This window comes from Microcoleus sp. bin38.metabat.b11b12b14.051, from assembly GCF_013299165.1.
Classification (GTDB): Bacteria; Cyanobacteriota; Cyanobacteriia; order Cyanobacteriales; family Microcoleaceae; genus Microcoleus.
The window spans coordinates 55,942-72,084 of record NZ_JAAFKD010000023.1; the positions used below are offsets into that span (position 1 = coordinate 55,942).

General features: G+C 44.3%; 13 protein-coding genes and 1 pseudogene. 9 read left to right on the forward strand and 5 right to left on the reverse strand.

Annotation, left to right across the window (positions count from 1 at the left end; all coding sequences use genetic code 11):
- Positions 1 to 95 precede the first annotated feature (95 nt).
- Positions 96 to 2,711, forward strand: a complete 2,616-nt coding sequence (gene clpB / locus QZW47_RS21840) for an ATP-dependent chaperone ClpB (protein ID WP_293131285.1) — start codon at positions 96 to 98, stop codon at positions 2,709 to 2,711.
- Here the strand turns inward: clpB and QZW47_RS21845 are convergent.
- A complete protein-coding gene (locus QZW47_RS21845; protein WP_293131288.1) occupies positions 2,682 to 2,861 on the reverse strand; it encodes a hypothetical protein in 180 nt (59 codons plus the stop codon). The two genes, clpB and QZW47_RS21845, sit on opposite strands and share 30 nt — an antisense overlap.
- A gap of 127 nt (positions 2,862 to 2,988) precedes the next feature.
- On the opposite strand from QZW47_RS21845, the gene QZW47_RS21850 reads away from it, so the two are divergent.
- Together QZW47_RS21850 and QZW47_RS21855 are read left to right on the forward strand one after the other, a co-directional pair.
- Complete coding sequence (locus QZW47_RS21850) at positions 2,989 to 3,522, forward strand: DUF262 domain-containing protein (protein WP_293131291.1); 534 nt, start codon at positions 2,989 to 2,991, stop codon at positions 3,520 to 3,522.
- A gap of 109 nt (positions 3,523 to 3,631) precedes the next feature.
- Positions 3,632 to 4,324, forward strand: coding sequence for an MAE_28990/MAE_18760 family HEPN-like nuclease (locus QZW47_RS21855; protein WP_293131294.1), 693 nt, complete (start codon positions 3,632 to 3,634; stop codon positions 4,322 to 4,324).
- A 342-nt stretch (positions 4,325 to 4,666) separates the two neighbouring features.
- Here the strand turns inward: QZW47_RS21855 and QZW47_RS21860 are convergent, their stop codons facing one another.
- Both QZW47_RS21860 and QZW47_RS21865 read right to left on the reverse strand, forming a co-directional pair.
- The gene (locus tag QZW47_RS21860) at positions 4,667 to 5,329 is read right to left on the reverse strand and encodes a hypothetical protein (RefSeq protein WP_293131297.1); all 663 of its coding nucleotides are present in this window, start codon (positions 5,327 to 5,329) and stop codon (positions 4,667 to 4,669) included.
- 556 nt (positions 5,330 to 5,885) lie between these two features.
- Positions 5,886 to 6,911, reverse strand: coding sequence for a YihY/virulence factor BrkB family protein (locus tag QZW47_RS21865; RefSeq protein ID WP_293131300.1), 1,026 nt, complete (start codon positions 6,909 to 6,911; stop codon positions 5,886 to 5,888).
- Positions 6,912 to 7,089: 178 nt separating this feature from the next.
- Here QZW47_RS21865 and QZW47_RS21870 point away from each other — a divergent pair, with 178 nt between their 5' ends.
- Positions 7,090 to 7,737 carry a hypothetical protein gene (locus tag QZW47_RS21870; protein WP_293131303.1) on the forward strand — a complete coding sequence of 216 codons (648 nt, stop codon included), beginning with the start codon at positions 7,090 to 7,092 and terminating at the stop codon, positions 7,735 to 7,737.
- Positions 7,738 to 7,874: 137 nt separating this feature from the next.
- Here the strand turns inward: QZW47_RS21870 and QZW47_RS21875 are convergent.
- Positions 7,875 to 8,279, reverse strand: a pseudogene (locus tag QZW47_RS21875) (Uma2 family endonuclease); the annotation flags it as partial.
- Between the two features lie 181 nt (positions 8,280 to 8,460).
- Entirely contained in the window at positions 8,461 to 9,501 is a 1,041-nt protein-coding gene (thrC, locus tag QZW47_RS21880) for a threonine synthase (protein ID WP_366930916.1), read from the reverse strand.
- Positions 9,502 to 9,706: 205 nt separating this feature from the next.
- Between thrC and QZW47_RS21885 the strand changes: the two genes are divergently transcribed.
- The 5 genes from QZW47_RS21885 to QZW47_RS21905 all read left to right on the forward strand — a co-directional run bounded on the left by QZW47_RS21885 (position 9,707) and on the right by QZW47_RS21905 (position 15,952).
- Entirely contained in the window at positions 9,707 to 9,994 is a 288-nt protein-coding gene (locus QZW47_RS21885; RefSeq protein ID WP_293131309.1) for a hypothetical protein, read from the forward strand.
- Positions 9,995 to 10,236: 242 nt separating this feature from the next.
- Entirely contained in the window at positions 10,237 to 11,289 is a 1,053-nt protein-coding gene (locus QZW47_RS21890; RefSeq protein WP_293131312.1) for a fatty acid desaturase, read from the forward strand.
- A 499-nt stretch (positions 11,290 to 11,788) separates the two neighbouring features.
- Positions 11,789 to 13,267 (forward strand): AAA family ATPase, encoded by a 1,479-nt coding sequence (locus QZW47_RS21895; protein WP_293131315.1) that lies wholly within the window; start codon positions 11,789 to 11,791, stop codon positions 13,265 to 13,267.
- Positions 13,268 to 13,426: 159 nt separating this feature from the next.
- Complete coding sequence (locus tag QZW47_RS21900) at positions 13,427 to 14,305, forward strand: chromosome partitioning protein ParB (protein WP_293131319.1); 879 nt, start codon at positions 13,427 to 13,429, stop codon at positions 14,303 to 14,305.
- A 546-nt stretch (positions 14,306 to 14,851) separates the two neighbouring features.
- Entirely contained in the window at positions 14,852 to 15,952 is a 1,101-nt protein-coding gene (locus QZW47_RS21905) for a Rho termination factor (modular protein) (RefSeq protein ID WP_293131322.1), read from the forward strand.
- The last annotated feature ends 191 nt before the right edge of the window (positions 15,953 to 16,143 follow it).

Here is a 16,143-nt window from a genome sequence, read left to right on the forward strand (position 1 = left end):
GGCCCGCCATGAACTCCCTACAATCATAATTATACGGGCAATCAAGGATTTGCCTCTACATTATCGATCGCCTTCAAGTCAGGGAATTAAAGTTTATGCAACCGAATAATCCGAACCAATTTACGGAAAAAGCCTGGGAAGCCCTCGCGCGCACTCCAGAAGTTGTCAAAGCAGCCCAGCAGCAGCAGCTAGAAAGCGAACATTTGATGAAAGCTTTGCTGGAACAAGAATCGGGACTTGCTAGCAGCTTGTTTAACAAGGCGAAAGTGTCTGTCGCTAAATTGCGCGATCGCACTGATGAGTTTATCAGCCGCCAGCCGAAAATCTCTGGCGCCGGTGGCAACGTTTATCTCGGCCGTTCCCTGGATACCTTGCTAGACAGGGCTGAAGCTTATCGTAAAGACTACGGTGATGAATTTATATCGATCGAGCATTTGATTCTAGGTTACGTTAAGGACGATCGCTTCGGCAAAAATCTCTTCCAAGAATTTAAACTAGATGAAGCCAAGCTTAAAGACATCATCGCCCAAGTTCGGGGGAACAACAAAGTGACAGATCAAAATCCAGAAGGCAAATACGAAGCGCTGGAAAAATACGGCCGAGATTTGACAGAAGCCGCGCGTCAAGGCAAACTCGATCCGGTGATCGGACGCGATGACGAAATTCGCCGCACAATTCAAATATTGAGCCGCCGTACCAAGAACAATCCTGTACTGATTGGGGAACCGGGAGTTGGCAAAACTGCGATCGCCGAAGGACTCGCCCAACGAATTATCACCGGAGATGTGCCGCAATCTCTCAAAGACAGACAATTAATTAGCTTGGATATGGGCGCCTTAATTGCCGGTGCCAAATTCCGCGGAGAATTTGAAGAACGCTTGAAAGCCGTCCTCAAAGAAGTTATGGACAGCAACGGTAAAGTCATCCTATTTATAGATGAAATTCACACCGTTGTTGGTGCAGGCGCTAGCCAAGGATCGATGGATGCTGGTAACTTGCTAAAACCGATGTTGGCGAGGGGCGAATTGCGCTGTATCGGGGCTACAACTCTCGACGAATATCGCAAATATCTCGAAAAAGATGCAGCTTTAGAACGTCGCTTCCAACAGGTATTTGTCGATCAGCCGACTGTTGAAGATACTGTCTCGATTCTGCGGGGCTTGAAAGAACGTTACGAAGTTCACCACGGTGTAAAAATCTCCGATAGCGCCCTCGTGGCGGCGGCTACTTTGTCTACTCGATATATTAGCGATCGCTTCCTTCCCGACAAGGCGATCGACTTAGTGGACGAAGCAGCGGCTAAACTTAAAATGGAGATTACCTCGAAACCAGAAGAACTAGACGAAATCGATCGCCGGATTTTGCAGTTAGAAATGGAAAGGCTGTCGCTGCAAAAAGAAAGCAATTCAGCTTCGATCGAACGATTGGAAAGACTGGAAAAAGACTTAGGCAATCTTAAGGGACAGCAAAGCGGTTTAGATGCCCAGTGGCAATCGGAAAAAGGTGTCATCGGCAGTATTCAAAGAATCAAAGAACAGATTGACAAGGTGAATATTGAAATTCAACAAGCTGAATTAAAATATGACCTCAACCGCGCTGCCGAGTTGAAATACGGCACTTCAACTCAATTGAAAAAACAATTGGAAGAAGCAGAAGCTCAACTTTCAGCCAATCAAACCACAGGTAAAACTTTACTGCGGGAAGAAGTCACGGAATCTGACATTGCCGAGATTATTTCTAAGTGGACGGGAATCCCGATTAGCAAGTTAGTTGAATCGGAAATGCAGAAACTTCTGTACTTGGAAGATGAACTGCACAAGCGGGTAATTGGACAGGATGAAGCGGTGACGGCGGTTGCAGATGCTATTCAGCGATCGCGCGCGGGATTGGCAGATCCGAACCGTCCCGTGGCGAGTTTCATCTTCCTGGGCCCCACGGGCGTAGGTAAAACCGAGTTGGCGAAAGCATTAGCATCATACCTGTTCGATACCGAAGAGGCGATCGTCCGCATTGATATGTCGGAATACATGGAGAAACACGCAGTTTCGCGCTTAATCGGTGCGCCTCCGGGATACGTCGGCTACGACGAAGGCGGACAATTAACTGAGGCTGTGCGCCGCCGCCCGTATTCGGTAATTCTATTCGATGAAATCGAGAAAGCGCACCCGGATGTCTTCAACATTATGCTGCAAATTCTGGATGACGGCCGCGTTACCGATGCTCAAGGTCACAGGGTAGATTTTAAGAATTCTGTGATTATTATGACATCGAATGTCGGCTCTCAATACATCTTGGATGTGGCGGGAGATAACGAACAAATGCGTAGTCGGGTGATGGAGGCGATGCGGGGAACTTTCCGCCCGGAATTCTTGAACCGGATTGATGAGATGATTATCTTCCACGGTTTAAGCAAGCCGGAATTGCGCCAGATCGTGTTGTTGCAAGTCAAGCGCTTGGAAAAACGGTTAGCCGATCGCAAAATGTCTCTGAAATTGTCGGAATCTGCGATCGACTTCTTAGTAGAAATCGGTTACGATCCCGTCTACGGCGCGCGGCCTTTGAAGCGGGGAATCCAACGCGAGTTGGAAACGCAAATGGCTAAGGGTATCTTGCGGGGAGATTTTGCTAACGGTGATACCATTTTTGTGGATATCGAAAATGAAAGGTTGGCATTTAAGCGGCTACCAGCGCAGTTGGTGACTGCTAAATAGTTTCGTTGGGGTGGGCTGCGGCCCACCTTGTTTTTTTGATGGGCGATATTTCTTTTTTTTACCGCAGATGTAGGCTGATAGACGCGGATGGACGCGGATGGGATTGGGGGCGATGGCGATCGGGCGATCGCTCTTTTTGTGATCATCCATACCATGTTAGCCAAATCATAATTTACAATGGGTGGAGCCTAGACGGAAATTCTCCGAACAGGACTTGATCGAGCCTAGCCTGTGGTAAAATTATTAGATATATAACACTCACTCGTTACTTAAAAATATGCGATCGAAACTAGAAGAAATTACGCTTCAAGACAGAAATACTGCTGAAATGGAAATTCGCGACAAGCAGCAGGAAATTAATTACGATACGAGAGAGTATCCACTCGAAATACTCGTTCAAAAATATATGGAAGGAATTAACGATGATACTAATAAGTTGTTTATTCCAAAGTACCAACGTGAACTTATTTGGGATGAAGCAAGGCAATCCAAGTTTATCGAATCGGTAATTTTGGGGCTACCAATACCTTATCTATTCGTTGTTGATATCGGTCATGATGAAAATGACGAAGCACGTTTAGAGATCGTAGACGGTGCACAACGTATTCTTACCCTAACTAGATTTGTCAACAACGAATTAACCTTAAGTGGACTCAAAAAATTAGAGCATTTGAATGGATTTAAGTTTAGTGATTTACTCCTGCCTCGCCAGAGGAACTTCAACCGAAAGACTGTTCGGACGATCCAACTAACCCAAGCCGCAAAGGAGGAAGTCCGAAGAGATTTATTTGAACGGATACAATCATTTTAATGGCAAAGTAAATACACTTTCAATAATGCACCAAATCTAATGCAACCAGTTTTAGGAATAAACTAATTATGCGTATTAAATATGTCCGCGATCGACTGCTAGAATAATCATGGAAACTGTACTCTTAGACTTTAATAAACGCGCCAAAGAGGTGCATGATTACTTCATTTTTATGGAGAGCTTAGAAAAACAGACAACGAAGTTAGCTTTCCTCGATACTCCAGGCCAGTATCAAATTCAAAGCCTCGATCCAGAGTTAGCAAAAACTCTCAAAGCTAATGGTTTTTTGTTACTGTATAACTTAGTTGAATCCACTATGCGAAATGCGATTGAAGCCATATTTGAGGAGTTCAAAAATAAAGCAGTCTCCTTTGACCAACTCAAGCCCAAACTCAAAATGATTGTCCTCCAAAATCTTAAAAACCGTTCTCCTAATAAAATTTATTTAACAATCAACCAAATCTCTACAGATATCATCACAGCTACATTTGAACGCGAAGAACTGTTTTCAGGGAATGTGGATGCTAGGTTGATTAAAGAAATAGCAGAAAAATATGGTTTTTCATATAAAACAGACTTTGCGAAGACAAAAAACGGGCAAAACATATTAGTTGTTAAAAGCAACAGGAATGACTTAGCACACGGGATTAAGTCTTTTGAGGAAGTGGGGCAAGATAAGACGATTGAGGAACTATTAGAAATTAAGAAAGAAGTCATAGAGTATTTACGTCAAATACTGGAGAATATTAAAACTTATCTGGATAATCAAGAGTATTTGGACGTAACTACAAATAATCCTTAATTTGAGGCTAAGAAACCTGGTTTCTCGGATAATTTAGGTTGGGTGGCGAAATATCTGGGAAGAAACCCGGTTTCTGGGAATCGCACTGGGGCTAAGAAACCTGGTTTCTCTGATAATTTAGGTTGGGTGGCGAGATATCTGGGAAGAAACCCGGTTTCTGGGAATCACGCTGGGGCTAAGAAACCTGGTTTCTCGGATAATTTAGGTTGGGTGGCGAAATATCTCCGAAGAAACTCGGTTTCTGGGAATCGCACTGGGGCTAAGAAACCGGGTTTCTCGGGTAATTTAGGTTTGGTGGCGAGATATCTCGCAAGAAACCCGGTTTCTGGGATGATGCGAAGGCTAATTCCGCACCATCACGGACTTAATTACAGCATTCGGCTGATACTTATTAGTCTCATAAAATCCACCTTTTCCAGTACCGTAAACCCCAGCAAATTGTTTTCCCTCAGCCTTGGGAACAAACATAATTTTTCGCGTCGGTTGTTTGGCAAAGACTACATTTTCTCTCGATTCATTGTCTGTGTTATAAGATAATGTAGGTTTGCCGTAAATTGCCTCGGCTTGTTTCAATGTCATTCCCGGCCCGACGCCTTGAAGTGTTTTATAATTAGGATTGTCAGTCATCAAAAGTTCAATAACATCGGTATCTTTGAGCTTGGTACCGGCTGCGTAGATAATCCGATACTGCACTTTTCCCGATCGACTAATCGCCACTGCATCGAAGTCTACCATAAAACGAGACTCTACCTTAAACTGGGCTGTGGAACCTAGAGCCTGCTTTAGTTGTCCGAAAGTCATCCCGATTTTTGCTTCGCCGATCGCGCGATCGCCAATTGCTACACTTGCAGGGGAAGGTTTTGTCGCAGTATTGGCGATGTCCCCCTGCTTATTTGCACCCACAGGCGCCACAGCAGCGCCGGGAGTCGAGATTAAAGTGACGTGACTGCCGATCGCCAGCAAAGCAGCTATCATTGATCCAGACAAGATTTTTATATTCAACATGACTAATTCTCCTCGATTTCAATTTAGACCATCAACCAGCATTTTCTTGACTGTCCTAGGGATAACTTTATTAGTTTGGATTCTCAGAGGCGTTGGCCTCTTAACTTTTATTCCCGGCGGTATTATTTGGATACTAATTTTGCTGTCTTTTGTTGCGGGTATACTCAGCACTTTACTGCGCCGATAATCGGACATCCGGGATCTTGACAAAATTTAACAGTTTAGTTTGCTATTTGTTTCAGATTACTGCTGATTTTTTTTTAAATAGTTTAATTAAGAATATCGCTTTGACAAAAAGTCACTACACAATAAATATTATGTTTGTTAAAATACGATTGCGCTCGGGTGCTGATATGTTAACTTGTCGGTAAGTAGCTAGATATTTTTCGTGGCGACACATCCTACAACTAATAATAACAAATGACAAATGACCAATGACAAATGACCAATGACCACCCTTCGACTTCGCTCTTCGGGCGAGATGACAAATGACCAATGACAAATGACCAATGACCAATGACTAATGACCAATGACCAATGACTAATGACTTCTCAATTACCATTTTGTTAATTGTTTCATTGCCTTTCCCACAGTCACGTTTAACTGAGCTCCGAGCAACATCGCCAAACAAGAAAGATAGAGCCACAGCAGCAATACAATAAAAGTGCCGATCGTGCCGTAAGTCCAACTAAAATTGCTTAAATGCAAAACATAATACCGAAATAAAGCCGAAAGCAGCGCCCACAAAATAGCAGCAAACACAGCTCCCGAGAAAATCGGAATTTCTCGTTGGTGACGGCTCGGCCCGTAGCGGTAGACAAAGGCAAAGGCAACTGATACAATTCCCAAAGAAATTGGCCACCGCCAAAGCCGCCAAATAGCTAACAGTTCCGACTCTAAAGGGCAATTCTCAGCGGGTAGCAAGCAATTTTTGACATCTTTTAAATCGCAAGTGGCGACGGACTCGATCAGGCAACTTTGGCGGGCAACAGCTTGCACAATTAAGTCGCTGACAAATACAGCTCCCGATGCTAGAATTAGTAGCACGATTGTACCGATACTCAGCCCCAATGAAATAAGTTTTGCTTTCACAAAAGAGCGAGTTCGATCGCTCGGGATTTGATGGATGCGATCCATCGCAGCCATCGCCGCGCTCATGACTCCAGAAAATGCCCACAGCGACGCCACAAAGCTCAGGGAAAACAGCCCTTTATTGCGAGTTAACAGAATTTCTTTGATTAAGCCGCGAATCAAATTGCGAACGTCATCGGGTATCACTTCCCCCAAAAGACCGGCGATTTGATACAGTGTTGACTGCAAAGGTTCAAACAGGGCGATCGCCGACAAGACAGCTAACAGCCCCGGAAATAAGGCCAGCATAGAATTGTAGGCCATTTCCGCCGACAGCCCCGGCAAGCGCTGCTCTCCCGCTTTCACCCCGACTTCCTTGAGCGTGCTCCAAGTCAAGCACCGACAAAATAGCCCAAAATCACCAAATTTCCTTTTGATAGCTCTCAGCAGCCTCAAAAGTGCCTTGAACAAGGCTAAAATCAGGTATCGCAACCAGTAATAAATGTTCATAACGCACAAATAACTAATAACCAATGACTAATGACAAGGTTCGCCAGCGGGGACAGCACTAATGACTAATGACAAAGTTCGCGAGCGGGGACAGCACTAATGACTAATGACAAATGACAAATGACCAATGACCAATGACCAATCTAAAATCTAAAATCTAAAATCTAAAATCAATAATATGTCTCAAGATATCAGACAGTGGTTAGATGAAATTAAGCGATTGCAACAGCAGTTAACAGAGGTTTCACGCGATCGCGATGACGCTGGTGAAAGTGCAGCTCAATGGCGACAACTATATAATACCGAAGCCGAGCAGCGCCGGAATGATGCTAAGTTAAATCAGCAAACCATCGATGGTTTGTCAGCACAGATAGAGGATTTCCAGAATTTCTACCCGATTGAGTCTGAAGCCGATGATGCTGGAGTTGCTCGTCAGCGGGAAGTCGAACAACTGCATACAGTTGACGAACTTAAAACTAAGTTAGCAGAAGTTCTCGAAGAGCGCGATCGCGCGATCGAACAAATCAAACAACTGACTCAAGCCCTGAAACAAGAAGAAGCCCGTCACGCCGAGACTAGCACAAATTTAACCACCGCCCTCGCAGACGCCGTTGACTTGCTAACTAAAGCACAAACTGTTCCTACTACAAAAATGGAACCACTACCAGCACCAGCATATTCTGTGGAAATTGTACCTACTCGCACCGCAAATCCGGGCGAAACTGCGATCGAAATCCGCCAAAATCCCGCCCAAACAAGCCGAAATCCCGCCCAGCTTCCACCTTCTAAAAACCAGTTACTCGATTTACCACCGTTTGGGAATTAGGATTTATATCATCTCCGGTGGATTAACATAACAAAAACGGTTCGTAGTGCGGACTTCAGTCCGTAGCTTTTTGCGGACTAAAGTCCTCACTACAAACGATCGATTAACATAATAAAAAAAGGTTCGTAGTACGGACTTCAGTCCGTAGCTTTTTGCGGACTGAAGTCCTCACTACAAGCGGTTATATTAGAAAAGCTACTTGCTGCGAAGATTTGTTCGGCGGTTAGCTGCAAATCTGGGAAAATAGACGAAATTAGTCGATCGCCCTTTTGAAACAACTGTTTTTGATACTCATCCTCTCGCAGTGTACAAATTGTAATTGTCGGCTGCTTGGGTTTGCCAATATATTCTCTCCCACCAATCCCCAAATAATCAACAATCCAATACTCAGGAATTCCCAGCAGGGCGTAATCTTCAACTTTGCGCGCGTAGTCGTTTTGCCAATTCGTACTCACGACTTCAGCAATTAGTTTAATCGAGTTTCCCGATGTAATGACAGGTTCTTGTTGCCATAATGGCTCATTAATCAGTGATGTTTGTTCGTAACTCCTAAATAAGATTTTTTTGATTAACCGCAGAGGGCGCAGAGAACGCGGAGGAAGAGAAGAGAGATAAGATAACCAAGAGCTTTAATATCTTCTACAAGGAAACTTCTTCCCTCTTCCGAACCTCAATTATATCCGTTACATCCGCTACCAAATCCGTTGCCTAACTTCCTTCTTCTTAAAATCCCATCGCGCCAGCCACTGCATCCAAAGTCGGAGCAATTCCTTGTTTAAAGTTGTTCTTGCTGTGATTAATTGCTGTATCTGGGTCTTTTAAACCGTTACCGGTGAGCACGCAAACTACTGTTGCTCCCGTCGGAACTTGGTCTTTTACCTTTAGTAAACCGGCTACAGAAGCGGCACTTGCTGGTTCGCAGAAAATCCCTTCTTCGGATGCTAGCAAGCGGTAAGCGTCGAGAATTTCTTCGTCGGTGACTGCGGAAAAACTGCCGCGGCTGGCTTCGGAAGCTGCGATCGCCTGTTTCCAGCTAGCGGGGTTGCCGATCCGAATTGCCGTCGCCAAGGTTTCTGGGTTCGCCACCGGTTTGCCCGTTACCAACGGTGCTGCTCCGGCTGCTTGGAATCCCATCATTCGCGGCAGGCGCGAACATTTATTCACTTGGTGGTATTGACAAAAACCCATCCAGTATGCTGTGATGTTTCCCGCATTTCCCACGGGAATGCACAGCCAGTCGGGGGCGTCGCCGAGGGCGTCCACTACTTCAAACGCGCCGGTTTTTTGGCCTTCCAAGCGGTAAGGGTTGACTGAGTTGACCAAAGTTACGGGATAATTCTCGGCCATCTCGCGGACAATTTCTAAAGCGCGATCGAAATTTCCTTGAATTGAAATCACTTCCGCACCGTAAAGCAAGGCTTGCGCCAGCTTGCCCAAAGCCACGTATCCTTCAGGAATCAACACAAAAGCCCGCATTCCCCCGCGTCTGGCGTAGGCTGCTGCGGCTGCCGAAGTATTGCCGGTACTGGCGCAAATTACAGCTTTGGCGCCGGCTTCCTTCGCCTTGGAAATCGCCATTGTCATCCCCCGGTCTTTGAAACTACCAGTGGGGTTGAGGCCGTCGTATTTCACCAACACGCGCACGTCTCTACCGATGAGAGAGGCGATCGCCGGTGCTGGAATCAGGGGAGTATTGCCTTCTTGGAGTGTCACTACCGGCGTGGTTTCCGTCACCGGCAGGTAGGGGCGATAAGCTTCGATCAAGCCCGGCCAGCCCTTGTGTTTCGGCGAGGCTGCGCGGGCAGCGGAGTTAGCAGCAGAGTCAGTAGCAGGTAGAATCAGGGTCACGATGTCAATGGTTTCTAGGCTTTGCCAAGGAATTTACACTAATTTTAGCTCGATTCGGTTAATTTAATGTTTGATACGATCCGTTCAGGTTAAAGTAACTTAATGGTGTGAATGTGTAGATATGTCTACTCAATTACTAATGTCAAATAATTCATCCACTCTTTCTCGGCCTCAAGTCACCGCTAGCAATCCCGAAATCGCTAGTTCTGCTACGCTATCAACGGGTTTTGCCCGCAAACTAGATTCGGTGAAGTGTCCCTACCAAGCCGATCAGCAAGTCAAGTTCCTGCACCTGCAAGCAGAAATCGACTCCTTGCTGCTACAAGTCCAAACCCTCAAACAGCAGCGCTCCGTTGCTTGCTCTCAAGTTGCGATCGGCAAAAATTCCGCTGTCAGCAACGGCAATTAGCACTAACAACCCGTGCTAATTGTGCGGTCGCTGTGGTATAAAAAGTAAAGTTTTGTTAACCGCAGTGTTTTTTTAACCAAAAGCGCTAGCCATCTAATCTGCGGCTAGCGATCGCCAGCGTCTGCGAAAATGCCCTTATTTAGGGTTCAACTTGTCTGCTGATTGCCAGTAGCAAGCTGATATTTTACTGCGTTAATTTTGTTAAGCCATCCACTTGGCACACGGAGAATCGAAATCTATTTATGACAGCATCGATCGAAAAACCACTAAATTTGACACCCGCAAGTGACACCTCCAACCTGCGCCTCAAAGATATTCTCAAAACCCTGCCGCGCGAAGTGTTTGTCAAAAACCCCCGCAAAGCTTGGACAAAAGTCATCATTAACGTTCTTCTAGTTGCTGTCGGTTATTTTGGCCTAGCAGTATCACCTTGGTATTTACTACCCCTGATGTGGATTTTCACAGGAACCGGATTAACCGGTTTTTTTGTGATCGGCCACGACTGCGGACACCGGTCATTTGCTAACCGCCGCTGGGTAAACGATTTAGTCGGACATCTCGTATTTCTGCCGTTAATTTTCCCGTTTCACGCATGGCGTCACGGACATAATTATCACCACAAGCATACCAATAAAATTGGTGAGGATAATGCTTGGCAACCGATGACAGCAGCCGACTACGCTGCCGCGCCCAAAGCATTACAAATAGCTTATAGTTTAATCTTCGGCCCGATGTGGTGGATTGGCTCGATCGCCCACTGGGCAAAAGTACACTTTATGTGGTGGCGCTTCAAAGAAGGTCAACAGCGCGAACAAGTACGGTTTTCGGTTTTGGTAGTTTTGATCGGTGCTGCGATCGTATTTCCTACTTTAATTGCCACCACAGGCATTTGGGGATTCATCAAATTTTGGTTAATGCCTTGGATGGTTTACCATTTCTGGATGAGCACTTTTACAATTGTTCACCACACAGCACCAGACATTTCATTTAAAGCACCAGCAGAATGGAACGAAGCCCAAGCACAACTATCGGGAACAGTTCACTGCGACTATCCCCGCTGGGTTGAGTTTCTGTGTCACGACATTAACGTGCACGTTCCCCACCACCTTTCAACTTCTATACCCTGGTACAACTTGCGCCTCGCCCACAGCAGCTTGAAAGAAAACTGGCAACCTCATCTCTATGAAACCAAGTTTTCTTGGTCTTTAATGAAGCGGATTGCTGACAACTGTCACCTCTACAATCCCGCTGGTGGCTATCAGACATTAGAGGAATTTCACGCTCAAACCAAATAAGTTGGAAACGCGATAAATCTCCGAAAAACCCGGTTTTGTTTAACAAGCCGGGTTTTCTTAATTAGTTGTAGGGTGCGTCAGGGCTAAATGTTGTGATACCAGACTAACAATTTTATCCCTGACGCACCGTATAGTTATACCAATTTGCATAACTCTTGCAACATTATTCGTAGGGTGTGTCGCCACCGACAGTATCCAAAAATAGATGAAAAATCTAGCGAGCGACGCACCATCGACTATATATGAATAAACTTGCCTCAACCTTAATTATTGCAAGGATTTTTCACGCTTGGTATTACCACACAAAACTCTGGTGCGTCGCTGTAAGATTGTCAATAGTTGTTTGGAATTTTCTGTGGCGACGCACCCTACGACTTGGTATTACCACACAAAACTCTGGTGCGTCGCTGTAAGATTGTCAATAGTTGTTTGGTAATTTTCGAGGGCGACGCACCCTACGACTAAAATCTAAAATCTAAAATCTAAAATCTAAAATCGAATGGCTTTCAATCCCAATAACTGTCGCAACGAAAGCGAAGTAGAAAGCAAACTTATTGTCAGCTATCTGTTGCCAAAACTCGGCTATACCCCCGACACTTGGCACCAAGAAATCGCCTTTGGGAATATTCGCCTAGACTTCCTTTCCTTTGCTACCCAAGTTATCCCGATCGTTCTCGATGCAGACTCGCCCATGAGTTTAGTCATGGAAGCCAAACATCCCAAGGAAAATCTAGATCGCCATCTGCGAAAACTCAAGCGTTACTTAACAAGTTTAAGCATCGGCTACGGACTGCTAACTAACGGTAAAGAAATTAGAATCTATGCAAGAGTCAATGATGATATTGAGTTAGCATTTCAGTGCGCGGGACAAGATATTGAAACTAAAATTGATGAAATTATCGCTTTGATAGGTAGAGATAATTTAAAAGTTGTAAAAAATCCAGATAATTTAGAACTGGAAGATAGTAAAATTAATTTAGTTAGTCCTGAGTTAATTAGCGAAATACCAGTACAACCCAACAATCCCGCCACTGCAAAACCTGAGCCAATTCAAATCTCAGAACCGGAACAAATACCTGATTTAATCGTTCCAGAAACAAGAGAAAACACTATGAAAATAATTGCAGTTTACCATAACAAAGGCGGCGTAGGCAAAACTACAACTGTAGTCAATTTAGCCGCAGCACTGAGCAAAGAAGGTAAAAGAGTTCTAGTCATCGACTTAGATAGTCAGGCAAATACCACCTTTGCGACTGGTTTAGTAAAATTTGAAGATGAAGAACAAGACGATTTGAAAGATTGCAATATTCTGCAAGTTCTGCAATCAGAGGATTTTTACTCGATCGCCGAAGTAGCTCGCCCGTCGAATTTTTGCAATCCCCCAATTGATGTAGTTCCTTCCCACATCGATTTAATGTACTATGAAACGGAACTAAATCAGCTAGATTACAGTCGCATGATTTTGATTCAAAAACTAGCAGAAGTACAAGACAAGTACGATATTGTACTGATTGATACGCCTCCATCTTTGAATTTTTTCGCCAGAGTTGCCCTAATTGCTGCCGATTATTTAATTATTCCTTCTGACTTAAAACCGTTTGCTAATCAAGGATTGATTAATGTCAAAGATTTTATTAAAAAAATTAATGGATTCAAAAAACAAATCGGCAAGAAACCTTTAGAAGTTTTAGGCGTTCTCCCTTGCAAAATCTCACCTAATCCTAAATTTGTACAGTACAGTTTGCCCAAGCGTAGGGAAGCAATTCCTAAACGCTACGGCCTGGAAATTATGGAGAATGCAATTTATGAGAGAGAGGATTTAGCAAAGTGTGCAGAACTATTTAAAATTGTGGGGAATATTGAAATTGCAGATCCGATTTCGGTGCTCGATTTTAAACCAGATTGCCTCTCATCGCAAGAATTTGAAATGCTAGCCGAAGAAGTTTTGGCAAAAATAGTTCATTCAGTTGACAGTTGACAGTTGACAGTTGACAGTTGACAGTTGACAGTTGACAGTTGACAGATGAGTGCGAGCTCTACCTGGAAGTCCGAGGATTGGACTCATAAATAGTCTGATTTTAATTTCTCGGTTACAAGAGAGAGGCTTTAAACCAATTCTTTATGGTAGTAAAAACTTATGAAAAAATTATCTCCGTCACTGGTTGCAGTGAAAAGAATTACCTCCAAAGTTCCCGCTGCTAATTTTGCCGATCGCGATTTGGATAAATTAGCCCGACTAATTTTAGATGCAGGAGGCTTGATCCATCCGATAATTGTCCGCCGCGTCGGTATTGATGCTTACGAAATAGTAGACGGAGACTTTGAATACTATGCGGCGGCGAGAGCAAGGGAAATTAACGCTTTCAAAGGCGAGACAATCGGAGCATTTATCCTGGAACCAGAAAATGAAGAACTTCTGCTTGAACAAGTCGCCATTCTCAGAAAATCTGGAATTATTGAGAATTTAGCTGCAAATGAAACTCCCAAAGAGTCATTAATAACTGAGAATTCCAGTCAGGAAAGTGAAAGTCTGGAAGCACCATCTAGTTTTGAGCAGCGGCTGGCAAATATTGAAGCTCGGTTAGAAAATCAAATCAATGAATTGAAAGCTGAGTACACCCGTGAAAAAGAGTTGTTAGCTGAGAGAATACAAGAAGTTGAAAATCTATTTTCACAACAACTACCTCTGTTAATTGAAGCCCAGTTAACTAACAAAATTAATGAGTTGAAATCTGAGTCTGTCTCGGCACAACCGACTTTGGTAGATACGGTACAATCAGTTGAACAGGTAACTTCCCAACCAATGTCCCTGTTGGACGCACTCAATACTCAAGATAAAATTCAACTGGCCGCACATTTGAAAGATGCTGGGCTGAAGCCTCCTGTTATACAACTCATACTCAAAGAGCGAGATGTGCGGCCGTTTGCATCCTTTGCAAATGTGGTGGAACGTATTAAAGGCTTAACCGACAAAACAATGATTAAAATTATTGATTGCTGGCAAAAATACTCATAGGTTGTGAGGCGTGTAAATTGCGTTTTTGGGGGCGGGCTAGAAGCCCACCCCACAAGAGTTGAAACCGAATTTCTCTAAGGTAATTGACTAGGGTAAAAATACTTATCACTCGCAATTGCGATCGCCCGTTAGCGAAGTCCTCGAAGCCGATCGCCAAAAAAAGTAAAGATGAGTGAAGCAGTGTATAATTTGTGTCCCCCAGCCAGTTAAACTCATCACAGTTGATTTTTTGTAGGAATTGCAGTCAGTTTTGCCGTTAGCGAAGCCCGCCCCTACGGGGGCTACGCCAACGAAGAGGATCGCCCAGGCTGTCACCCCACAGCCAGCCGCACAGGTACAGCACGCCGCCGATATCTCTCCCAGACTTCGAGATTGAGGCCAACAAATCCTTTAACTAACCACAGTCTGGGTAAGGTGTTTGTCTCGCACCCTATAATTAGACTTCTTGGGTTAGTCCTGTGGTACTTAAAACCCAGGCTGTAAAGTCCAAATATACATCATTACCCAAACACCTGATTTTAATGACAAAAGGGGACTTGTAACAAGATGGATCGATCGCAAGATCAAAACCGAATAGTTGAATATTTGCGGATTAAGCCAATTAGTCACAGTCAGATTTATACTTCCCAAATTGCAGTACCAGAGACTCAGGGGGGGGAAATCCCTCGCGAACGTCGGGAAGCTCTTAGGAGAAGTCTCATCGAGCAAGGCAGCAACTTAATTCCTTTAATTGTACGTCATACTGAAGCTTACAGCAACGAAGAAGAATACGAAGTTGTCTGCGGAGCGGATTGGTGTATTGTTGCCAAAGAACTCGGCATTGAGCAAATGTGGGCTTGGGTTTTTGAAATGACCGACGATGAGGTAGTTGCTGCTCAAGCAGAAATGGAACATTTAGCTCCGCAGCCTACTCAGAAAACTGCACAAATCGAGACTATACTGCAACAATTTGAGCTATCATTTCAAAATAAAGTAGAGAGTCTAACAAAACAAATAGAACAATCTGTTAAAAAGAATGAAGACCTGCTAAAAAAACAAGTTAAAGCTCTAACAGAGCAGAACTTTGATAGCGACCAAATAACACAGATCAAGCATCTGCTAGAACAAGTTGAAAAAACATTCCATGAAAAGGTAGATAAATTGGCTAAAAAAATTGAACAATCTGGCAGCAATAGTTCTCCGAAATCTGCGGTTATTTCGGAGATGAATCTTGAAGGTGCGTTAAGACAGTTGGATGAAGTAGAAAAACTGCTGTCAATAAAATTAGAGCGCACAGTCCAAATAATTAATCAGTTTGTCGCCGACTCGATCGCAGATGTAGAAAATGACCTAAAAAATCAAATTGCCACGCTCCGCAGCCAACTGGGAGCCGCTGCGATGCACTCAGAAGTACAGCCGGAGACACCGCCGAAAAAGCAATCGAAGGCGCAGCCTAAAACCCCGGCGAAGAAGCAGTCGAAGGCGCAGTCGAAACCTCAGCTACCGCAGTTGCAGTTAGAGTTGCCGTTTCCGCCCCAAGAGGAAGACTATGATACTCTGTCGCTGAGGCGCTTAAAGGCGATCGGCAAAGACCGTAAAGTCCGCGGCTACGCGCGCATGAAACGACCGGAAATTCTGGCGGCTCTTAGAGAAGCTGATAGTAAATAATGCGGTGATTGGTAATATTTAAGACGGCGGTTTAAACCGCGTCTATACAAACGAAGTCCGCCTCCGCGGACTGAATAAAAAATAACGTAATTTTAATTGCCCGATCGCACTTTTTGACCAAAAGTGCGATCGCACTTTCAGATATAGTCCTGGGCATCGAGATAAAAACCTTGCTAAAATAGACACACCAC